Below are 9,924 nucleotides of genomic sequence, written 5' to 3' on the forward strand. Positions count from 1 at the left end.
ATGCTGCACTGTGTCCGATTCCGCGGCCCGCTGCGCAACCGCTGCGATCGGCGCCGCGGAATCGGACACAGTGCAGCATGCACCGCTGCCGCCAGCCGATCGCAGCGGCACAGGGGCGGCTCCATGCGGACGCGCGCGCTCATGCGCAGGGCGCGTGCTTGAACAGATACGCGTTGGCCCGCTGCAACATCTGCGCCAATCGTTCCGCACGCGGACCCAGCGGGGCGATGGCCTCCCCGGCGTCGCGCAACAGATCCAGCGCGAACTGGCGCGCTGCCTGCAGCCCCATGATCGACGCGCAGGTCGGCTTCTGCGCCGCCGCGTCCTTGCCGGCGGTCTTGCCCAGCGTCGCGGTATCCGCTGTCGCGTCGAGAATGTCGTCGACCACCTGCAGCGCCAGGCCGAAACAGGCGCTGTAGCGATCGAGCGCACAGTACAGCGCAGCGTGCGCGGCATCCTCCGAGATGGCGCCTAGCGCGCCCATGCGAACGGACGCGCGCACTAGCGCTCCGCTCTTCATCCGGTGCATCGCCACGATCCTGTCCAGCTCGACGTGCTTTCCGACCAGCGACAGATCCATGGCCTGCCCGCCTGCGGCACCCTCGGCGGACACCGCCTGCGCCAGTTCGCGCACGAGCGCGATACGGTTGTTGCCCGGCGCATCCAGGCTCGCCAGGGTCAGGAAGGCGTGCGCCTGCAACGCATCGCCGACCAGGATCGCAGTGGCTTCGCCGAACTTGACGTGCACGGTCGGAAGGCCGCGGCGAAGCACGTCGTCGTCCATCGCGGGCAGGTCGTCGTGGACCAGGGTACAGGCGTGCATCATCTCGATGGCGGCGCCGACGTCGTCGAGCATGTGCGCCGGCGTGTCGGCCAGTGCGCCGGCAGCCAGACAGAGCAAGGCGCGGGTGCGCTTCCCGCCATGCAAGGTGGCATAGCGCATCGCCGTCATCAGCTCGGTCTCACCGTCGTCTTCGGCGCAGAGAAGACGCGCCAGCGCCTGTTCGACCCGTTTTGCACCGTCCTGCATCCAGATCTCCGGCAGCAGCCTGCCGGACGCGCCGCGCGCCTGCGCGCCCAATCCGCCGAGCGCGGAAACGCCAGTTCGGTCGTCGTGTAGCGTGGAACCGGTCTGCATGTTGTTCATGTCCTTGTACCTGACACGGCCACGGCGAGCGCCGAGCCGCCGCGGTGTTGCCGGTGTCGCACCGAGCGCGCGCGCCGAGGCAGCAATGCCGGGCGTCGCCGGCGCCGCTGCCTCGCCACACGGGGCGTGCGATGCCAGCTCATGAGAATCCGATGCGGATTGTCATGGACGGATGTGCGGTCGGGTAGTAGCGCCGGCCCTTTTCGACGTCGCTCAGCAACCGCGGCCGCACCCCGGCCTTGTGCATGGTCAGCGCCAAGGCGATGGAGAACTGCACCAGTTCCAGCCATACCAGGTGGTAGCCGATGCAGACGTGTGGCCCGGTACCGAACTGCAGCATGTCCACCGGCCGGATCGGCTCCGTGCGTTGCAGCCACCGCGTCAGGCGGAACTGATCAGGCGCCTCGTGGAGCAGCGCCGAGGTCGAGAAATGCAGCAGCGGGATGCACAGATGGGTGCCCGCGGGAATGCGCCGTTGGCCGAGTTGCAATTCCTGCAGCGCGCGACGCGGCAGGAGCGTAGTCGCCGGATGCACCCGCAGCGTCTCGCGGAACAGCGCCTCGGCGACCGGACACTGCGCCAGGTCCGCGTGTCGGGTCGGCACCGCGCCCACGCGTTGCGCCTCCTCGACCAGGGCGTCCCACAGCACAGGCTGCCGCGCCAGCTCGATCACCATCCAGGCCATCGTCGAGGCGGTGGTGTCGTGACCGCCAAGCAGCAGCAAGCGGATATTGGCGACCAGGACGTCGTCGGAGAGCGCATCATCGCTGCGATCGAAGGCGCTCACCATGTCGTTGATCAACCCGGTTCGCGCGGCATGCGCGCGCGCGTTGCGGACGAACTGGCGCAACTGCGCGTCGATCCAGTCGCGGGCGGCGCGGCCGCGCCGCAAGGGCAGTCCGGGCAGGTCGATCGGAGGCGCGACGATCAACTGCAGCAGTTGCCGGTACTTGCGATGCCAACCCGGCAGGTCGTTCGCGGGGATTCCCATGAGGCTGAAGATGAGCTTGAGCGTCAGATCGCCGGTTTCGCGCAGGATGGTTACGTCGCCGCGGTCGCGCCACGCCTGCACCCGCGCCAGGATGATGGGCGCGAACAGGTCGCCAATGCCGGCCTGGGTCAGCCCCTTGGGCAGGAACGCCGCCTTGATCGCATCGCGCGCCTGCCGGTGCGCGCCGCCGTCCTGGGCGACCAACGTTCCGCGAAGCAATTCGGGCGCGATCTCTTCCATCAGCGCCGAGGACACGTCCTTGTGCCGGAGCAGTGCGAACGCATCCGGATCCACGCAGGTCATCAGGTGGCCGGCCGGGCCGAAATCCAGCCAGAAGTGGCTGCCCAGCGTCCGTTCCGCGCGCCCCAGCAGGCGCGGCAGGTCGCAGACGATGGCGGGAAGATGCCCGACGAGGGGGAAAGCGCCGGGCACGACCGGGATATCGTACCGCAGCCGGTGCCGACGGTCCAGCGGGTTGAGCAGCATGTTCATCAGCAGCGCGGCGCCGCGGCCGCTTCGGCGATGTCCCCGGTAGGCCGCGCGGCGCGGCTGTTGCCACCGTCGGCGTATGTCGGCACATGCACCAGCATGCCGCCGTCGATGCACACGACCTGGCCGGTGATGAACGCAGCATCGGCGGAGAGCAGGAACGCCACCAGCGCGGCCACGTCCTCGGGGCGGCCGACGCGCGGCAGGAGCTGGTGCCGGCGCAGATGCTTTTGCATGCACTCGTCCAGCTTGGCGAGGAGACGCTCGGTCATGATGAGACCCGGCGCAACCGCGTTGCAGCGGATCTGCGCATGACCGTACTGGGTCGCGAGCGAGGCCGACAGCATGTTCATCGCCGCCTTCGACGCGGCGTAGGACGTCTGCGCGGTGTCACCGCTGAGCCCCTGGCACGACGACATGTTGACGATCGCGCCACCGCCGCGGGCGATCATCCGTGGGATCGCCTGCCGGCAGCAGAGCAGCGTGCCCCGCAGATTGGTCGCCATGGTCTGATCCCAGACCGCCAGGTCCAGGTCGAGGATCGCGTGGTCGCGCGGGGTCAGATGCATGGCGCTCGCGTTGTTCACCAGCAGGTCGACCCCACCGAAGTGCCGCTCCGCCGTCTCGAACAGCGCTGCTACCGCCTGCGCATCGGCAATGTCCATGGCCAGGGCCAGCGCGTGGCCCGCTTCGGCCGCGATCTGCGCGGTGCAGGCGATGGCCGCCGAGCCATCAATGTCGGCCACCACCACTCTGCCGCCCTCGCGCGCGACGGCGAGGGCGCATGCCTTGCCGATGCCGGCGCCGGCGCCGGTCACCACGGCCACCTTGCCTTCAAACCGTCCCATCGTGTCCTCCTGGATTGCGTTGGTCTTTCGCGGCATGCCGCTAGGCCTCCGCCGGAGAAGGCGCAGGGTCGGCGCTGGCGCGCTCGTCATCGCCAGAGTCGCTTTCGATGACCCGAATGGCGGCGACCGGGCACTGGTTGGCCGCGAGCCGCACGGCGGCGTGCAGCGCCTGCGGGACCGTCGCCACGCACACTTCAGCCACGCCGTCCGGTTCTCGCTGGCGAAAGGTGCCCGGCAGCGTCAGCACGCACTGCCCGGTGGTTCCGCACAGATCCTGGTCGACCACGACGCGCATCTCAGCCCCGCCCTGCGCATGCAGCCGCACCGGCAGCGCGCGGAATGTCCTAAGGAACGCGGAGGGCTCCCGGGTCGGCTGCTCGGCCAATGCCAGAGTGGGGAAGCGCGCCTGGATCCGCGGCAGGCTCTCGGCCAACTGCACCCGGGCCAGTTGCGCACCGAGGCAGAAGTGGATGCCGTGGCCGAAGCTCAGCATGATCTTCCCGTCGGTCGACATGCCAGGACTGGTGCCGTAGAACCGCGCGGGATCGAAGCGGTCGGGATCGGCGAAGGCGTCCGGGTCGCGATTGCCGGCCGCGATCAGCACGCGCACATCCGCGTTCTTCGGGATCACCACGCCGCCCAGTTCGATGTCGCGCACGGCGATACGCGGAATGGAGCTGAACATGGCGGGCGCCTCGCAGCGCAGGACTTCTTCGACGAATGCCTTCACCCCCACGGCGTCTCCCTGCAGCCAGTGCCGCTGTTCGGGATGCGCCAGCATCGCCAGGACCGCATGGTCGATGGTCGCAGCAGTGGTGGCGAAGCCGCCCAGCAGCATGCCCCACAGCATGCTGATCAACTCCGCATCCGACAGCGTGTCGGCATCGTCGTCATGTGCGCCGACCAGCATCGACACGATGTCGTGGCGGGGATCGGTGCGCTTGCGCCGTATGAGGTCGCCGAAGTAGGCCTGCACCCTGGCGCTGGCCGCGTCCGCCGCGGCGAGCTGGGGATCGCTGGCGTGCGGGCTCAGGCCTTCCAGAATGGCGCCGATGCCGTCGGCGAGCCCGAACATGTCGTCCTGGGGCATGCCGAAAAGTTCGGCGAAGACCAGCATGGGCAAGGCCAGCGCGAATTCCCGATGCAGGTCCACCGCCTCCCCGCGCTCCAGCGCGGGCGCCATGCCGTCCAGGCGCGCTGCGACGATGCGCGCGATACTCGGCCGCAGGTCGTCGATCTGGCGCATGGTGAAATCGCGCGAGATCAGCCGGCGCAAACGCGTATGCGTCGGGGGGTCCTTCATCGCTAGCGTGGACGCAAGCAGATTGAGCGACAGGCTGGTCGCCGCACGCGGGAAATAGCGCGCCAGTTCGCCCGGCGCCGGTCCCCGAAACGCATCGCCCGTGGCCTTGAGCACCCAGTAAATGTCGACGTGGCGGCTCAACAGAAAGAGGCCCGACGCCGCGCGATGCACCGGATCGTGCTCGCGCAACCACCGCATGAATGGATACGGGTCGTGGATGCACGCTGGCGACGCCAGTTCGGCAAAGGCGTCCTGGCATGCTGCTGTGGTTTCTTGCACGTCCATCCTGGTTACCTGTTGGCTGCCTGATCAGACCGGCGCGCGCCAGGCGCGCCGGCAAATTGCGGAGAAGATCGCGATCCCCGGCGGCGTCCGCGCATCACCAGAGCACCGGGAACTCGTCGAACCCGCCCGTGATGATCTCCTTGCGCAACTTCAGTTCTTCGGGCGCCACGGCCAGGCGTAGCGCGGGAAAGCGCCGGAAGATCGAACCGAACACCACCTTGAGTTCCAGCCTGGCCAGCGCCGCCCCGACGCAGTTGTGCGGCCCGTAGGAGAACGCCAGGTGCGGGTTTTCGTCGCGTCCGATGTCGAAGATTTCCGGGTCGTCGAAATGGCGCGGATCGAACGACGTCGCCGGCAGGCCTACAAGCACCTTGCTCTCCGCGGGAATATGCACGCCCGCGATGGTCACGTCGATCCTCGGATAGCGCATGACGCCGTCCCAGCCCGCGCCCGGCGGGTACATGCGCAGGATTTCCTCCACCGCCTTGTCCACCAGGGACGGATCGCCGACCAGACGTTTGCGCTGTTGCGGATGGCGGAAAATGGCCAGCAGGCCGAATTCGATCTGCGCGACAGTGCTCTCGTGCCCCGCCACCAGTATGCCCGCCGCCAGGCCGATCGCCTCTTCCTCGGTTGCCTTGCCTTGGTCGACCGCTGCGAGCAGATCCGTCAGCAGGTTGTCGCCCGGATCCTGGCGCTTGTCCCGCATCTTGCCGCGAATGTAGGCGCGCAGTTCTTCCCAGGCCAGGCGCGACGCGGTGCGCGGGCCGCTTTCATGCTGGTGTGTCATCACCTTGTCGGACAGCCCGGCGAAAAAGGCGTGATCCTCGTAGAGCACGCCCATCAGCGCGCTGGTGACCATGGCTGGAAGCGGAAAGGAGAGGTGGCGCCGCAGGTCGGCGGGCTGGGGCTGGGCCGCCAGCGTCTCGAACAACTGCGCGGCGATCGCCTCGACCTGCTGCGCGAGCAGCTTCACCCTGCGGTTGCTGAAAGCCGGCGCCACGATCGTGCGTAACCGGGCATGCTCGCCCCCCTCGTGCGAGACCAGCCACCCCGGCGAACCGAGAATCACCGAATCCGGGGTGAATGCCGCCGGCGGCATTCCCGCGGGCCGGAATGCCGCGTCGGACAGCACCGCCTTGGCCTCGTCGTAGCCTGTCACCCACCAGCCTTCGTGCCCGGACGGGAACCGCACGCGGTGGATCGGACCATTGGCGCATAGCGCCAACATCTCGGGCGAGGGCTCGATGTGATCGACGCGCCACATCGGCAGCTTCGGCAGGGGTTGTTCGGACATGGTGGCACTTCACTCTCTAAGCGATGGACGGGCGGAAGGTGACCGGCAGACGCTGCGGGCAGCGAATGACGTAAGACGGCATGTAGACGACGTCCTCCGCGGCGATGGTAAGCGCCAGATCCTCCAGCCGCCCGAACAGCGCGGGGAAGGCGCAGCGCAATTCCAGGCCCGCCAGCTCAGCGACCAGGCAGGAATGCGGCCCCTCGCCGAACGAGAGGTGCGGGTTGTGCCGCCGGGTGACATCGAACCTGTCGGCGCCGGGACCGAAGGCCTTTCGTCCCGGTTCGCCGCATGGAACGCCATCAGGACGGCGTCGCCGCCGCGGACCATGCATCCGTCGATCTCCACGTCCTGGGTGGCATAGCGGAACGGCAGATTGGCCACTGCGCTGCCCCAGCGCAGGATCTCCTCGATCGCCTGTGACCACGGAACTTGGCCGCTGCGCACCAGGTGCAGTTGCTGCGGATGCGTCAGCAATGCCAGCACGCCATTGTCGATGACGCCGGTGGTGGTCACGAAGCCCGCAGAGAGCACCATGAACAGCATGTCGATGAGCTCGCTGTCGGAAACGAGCTCGCCGTTGTCGCGCGCGACGATCAGGGCCGAAGCCAGATCGTCGCCGAGCTGGCCCCGCTTGAGCGCGATCAGGCGACGGAAGAACTCCGGGATGCGCTGCCGCGTCTGTCGCACCTCTGCGGCTGTGGCGGAGGTGTTGGCCCGGCTGTAGGTGAGCGCGACGATCTCCTCGCGCTGTTCGTCCGGCAAACCGAACAGTTCGGCGATCACGTTGGTGGGCAGCGGAACGGCGAACTCGCACATCAGATCGGCACTGCCGCCGCGCTGCGCCATCTCGGCCAGGAGTCGATCGACGCATTGTTCGATCCGTGGCGCCAGCAAGGCGATACGATTGGGCGCGAAGCTCCTGGACAGCAGGCCGCGCAAGCGCCGGTGATCGGCGCCATGCGCCGTGACCATGTTGTCCACTTTGCACATCCCGATCAGCGGATGATCCTCGGGAATCTCGCCGTCCTGCAGCGCCCGCCACTGTCGCCAGTCCCTGTTGAAACGCTGGTCGGAAAACATTCGCCTGAGCGTCTGGGGACGGCCTGCCGCCCAGGTCACCACATTGCCTGGCAGCGACACTCGCGCCATCCCCCCTGCTGCAGAATCGCAGCAGACAGACTATTAAGTTGCGTGGGAGCGACCGACACACCGATCACATCGCAATGATCGTTTTCTACGCGCATGCAAACAACTCCATAAAGAACCATTATGTAAGCTACAAATCATTTGCAGCTTCGCGCAAAATGCGTAGCGTCTCATCCCTCAACAAGCAGCAGCAAAATTGGATTTCGACTAACCCTCTTGATCTTGCCGGGTTCGGGCACCCTAATTAATTGAATAACAAACCCCAAAATTCAAGTGAAAAGAATGTTAATTTTATTTGTTACTGAGATTTCTAAAATTACATATTTCCGCAATATATTTCACAATTCTGGCACGTCATCCGATTCCTCTCACGGCGTATCAGAACCGCACTCGGCAGGGCTTCGGGCCCGAGAGCCGCAATACGCGAGGGCCGCGTCTTGTCGCAACAGCCCTTAACGCCTTCGGCGGCGAAGCGCTCTGCCAACGCCATATGCAGCTCTTGGACTTGCCGGTCTGCCGGATCATGTCGAGGGTGCCGACGTCATCGTCGGTCCAGTCGGTTCGGAGCAGCCTCAAGAACATGGAGACTTCTGTCATCAGACATAGGCGCAGAGATAGAAATTGACGCCGTAAGCTCCCCCGGCTCCTTCAGTGTCATCATCTCTCGCCCATCATCTCATGCCACGCCAGGAATATCGAAGTCCGGATTCAACTCGGATGCAATCGAATGGAGAGCGATATGCTAGCGCTCGGATATGTCGCCGACGTGTTGGGGCTGCCCGTCAAAGAGGTGGCGGCGCGGTCGCCTTTCGGGCTGATCTCCCTGATCGAGGATGGACTTCCCATTGGCGCACTTGAGCGCGTTGCGCGTCTTCTGGCGCCTGGCGATGCTCAGTTCAAATATCGGCTGATCCCCAAGGCGATCTATGAGCGGCGCAAGGCGGTACATCGCCTCTCGTCGGACTAGGGCACACGATTGGCCCGCGTCGCGCGCGTCCCGGCGGGAGCGCGCCATTTGGTCAGCGTCGACCAGTTGGACAGACGCCGGCGTACGGTGTTCGGCGCGTGCGGTCCATCGACACGAAACAGTTTGGCCGACCTCAACGCCGCGGTCACGTCTTCCGACCGTGCGAAACGTCGATCTCACGCTTTGCGATCCCACAGGTGATGGGCGATGAAGATGTACCTCCGGCATCGGCCGGCAGGGATGAGCCCGCCGCAGCCAGAGATCATGGTTCGAGGTAACCGAGATCTGAGGCGAGGGCGCGCAGGGAATTCTCGCCGATGCCTTCTTTGGCGAGATGGCGCAGTGTGGCGCTATCGTCGCGGTGAGGATTTTCGCTCGATAATCGCGCCGGTCGAATGGCAGCACCGAATCCAGCGCATCGAGCGCCTCCGCACGGCGGAGTTTTTGGTCTGGTACGGTCTTGGCAGGCGCGCATCCACCGACGGCTTGCCTCGCGCTATTCCTTGCCGATGGGCGCCAGGCGCGCCAAGAAACTCCTCATGTGAACGATGCCGCCGCCGGCGCGGCAGCCCAGCCGGTAAACCGGTCCTCCGAGCTGCTGCGCCTCGGTAGCGGAATCGCGAGACCCCAGGACCGCTCGAAGAGATGGTCGACGCTGTTGGGGCGGTAGTCGGGATCAACTAAGGGCCGGCCAGAGCTCGATCTCGCGGCCGAGAGAGCCTCGCAGCGCGAGACGATCCGGGCAATGGAGATGGCCTCAACCTCCGGCTTTAAGTCGAGCGCCGGCCTTGCGTTGGGCCGGGCGAGTGCTGCTACCTCGGCCTCGGCACGGGCCGCCCAGCGTGCCGAGTGCGAGATTCTCGTCAAGTCGCTCGCCCGCCTTATCGGCGGTGATGAGCCTCACGTCCGCGATATTCTGGCGATGGGCAAGCACGGGTTACCCACGCCGAGGACCCTCAAGCTATCCGCTGTGCCTGCCGACGCCTTACGGCAGCGCCCCGACATCGACGCCCTTGAGTTCGACGTCGCTGCATCGCTCGCCGAGATCGGCGGGCAAAAGCCGATCTCTATCCGAGCCTCAGCCTCGGCGGCTCGGTCAAGATCGACAGTTCATCGCTGATGGGAACCTCTCTGCCCTGGTCCTTCGGCCCGGCCGTCTCGATCCCGCTTTTTGACGGTGGCTCGCGCCGGGCGGCAGTGGGCAGCGCGGCAGCCGCATATAAGGTGGCGGTGGCCGCCTACAAATCAGCTGTGCTGGACGCGGTCGCCGAAGTCGAGACCGCACTCGTGCGGATCAACAGAACGCGACGCGACGCCAGTGTCGCGGGGGGGGGCCCCCCCCCCCCCCCCCAAACCCGGGCTTGGAACAGGGAGCCAGCTGGAGCGGGGTGTAGTGTTTTTGCGCGCCCGCGGGGGGGGCGGCGGTGGGGCGACGGTTTTTGGGGGGG

At 66.5% G+C, this 9,924-nt stretch carries 8 protein-coding genes and 1 pseudogene; 3 read left to right on the top strand and 6 right to left on the bottom strand.

Going from position 1 to position 9,924, the window contains the following annotated elements; translation table 11 throughout:
- Positions 1 to 139 precede the first annotated feature (139 nt).
- The 6 genes from AC0L2C_RS28930 to AC0L2C_RS28955 all read right to left on the bottom strand — a co-directional run bounded on the left by AC0L2C_RS28930 (position 140) and on the right by AC0L2C_RS28955 (position 7,503).
- Positions 140 to 1,138 carry a polyprenyl synthetase family protein gene (locus AC0L2C_RS28930; RefSeq protein ID WP_473525052.1) on the bottom strand — a complete coding sequence of 333 codons (999 nt, stop codon included), beginning with the start codon at positions 1,136 to 1,138 and terminating at the stop codon, positions 140 to 142.
- A 148-nt stretch (positions 1,139 to 1,286) separates the two neighbouring features.
- Positions 1,287 to 2,630 (bottom strand): cytochrome P450, encoded by a 1,344-nt coding sequence (locus AC0L2C_RS28935; protein ID WP_473525042.1) that lies wholly within the window; start codon positions 2,628 to 2,630, stop codon positions 1,287 to 1,289.
- Complete coding sequence (locus AC0L2C_RS28940; protein ID WP_473525053.1) at positions 2,630 to 3,475, bottom strand: SDR family oxidoreductase; 846 nt, start codon at positions 3,473 to 3,475, stop codon at positions 2,630 to 2,632. The genes AC0L2C_RS28935 and AC0L2C_RS28940 overlap by 1 nt, the downstream gene beginning before the upstream one ends.
- 40 nt (positions 3,476 to 3,515) lie before the next feature.
- The gene (locus AC0L2C_RS28945; RefSeq protein ID WP_473525043.1) at positions 3,516 to 5,063 is read right to left on the bottom strand and encodes a cytochrome P450; all 1,548 of its coding nucleotides are present in this window, start codon (positions 5,061 to 5,063) and stop codon (positions 3,516 to 3,518) included.
- 94 nt (positions 5,064 to 5,157) lie between these two features.
- Positions 5,158 to 6,360: a cytochrome P450 gene (locus AC0L2C_RS28950; protein WP_473525044.1), complete on the bottom strand. Its 1,203-nt coding sequence runs from the start codon at positions 6,358 to 6,360 to the stop codon at positions 5,158 to 5,160.
- 9 nt (positions 6,361 to 6,369) lie between these two features.
- Positions 6,370 to 7,503, bottom strand: a complete 1,134-nt coding sequence (locus tag AC0L2C_RS28955; RefSeq protein WP_473525045.1) for a cytochrome P450 family protein — start codon at positions 7,501 to 7,503, stop codon at positions 6,370 to 6,372.
- 745 nt (positions 7,504 to 8,248) lie between these two features.
- Here AC0L2C_RS28955 and AC0L2C_RS28960 point away from each other — a divergent pair.
- The 3 genes and pseudogenes from AC0L2C_RS28960 to AC0L2C_RS28970 all read left to right on the top strand — a co-directional run.
- Positions 8,249 to 8,473 (top strand): annotated as a pseudogene (locus AC0L2C_RS28960) (antitoxin); the annotation flags it as partial.
- 754 nt (positions 8,474 to 9,227) lie between these two features.
- Positions 9,228 to 9,596, top strand: coding sequence for a hypothetical protein (locus AC0L2C_RS28965; RefSeq protein ID WP_473525046.1), 369 nt, complete (start codon positions 9,228 to 9,230; stop codon positions 9,594 to 9,596).
- The coding region (locus AC0L2C_RS28970; RefSeq protein WP_473525054.1) for a TolC family protein at positions 9,578 to 9,924 on the top strand (347 nt) is incomplete at its 3' end. The genes AC0L2C_RS28965 and AC0L2C_RS28970, both read left to right, overlap by 19 nt.

Source organism: Mesorhizobium sp. WSM4845, from assembly GCF_055811455.1.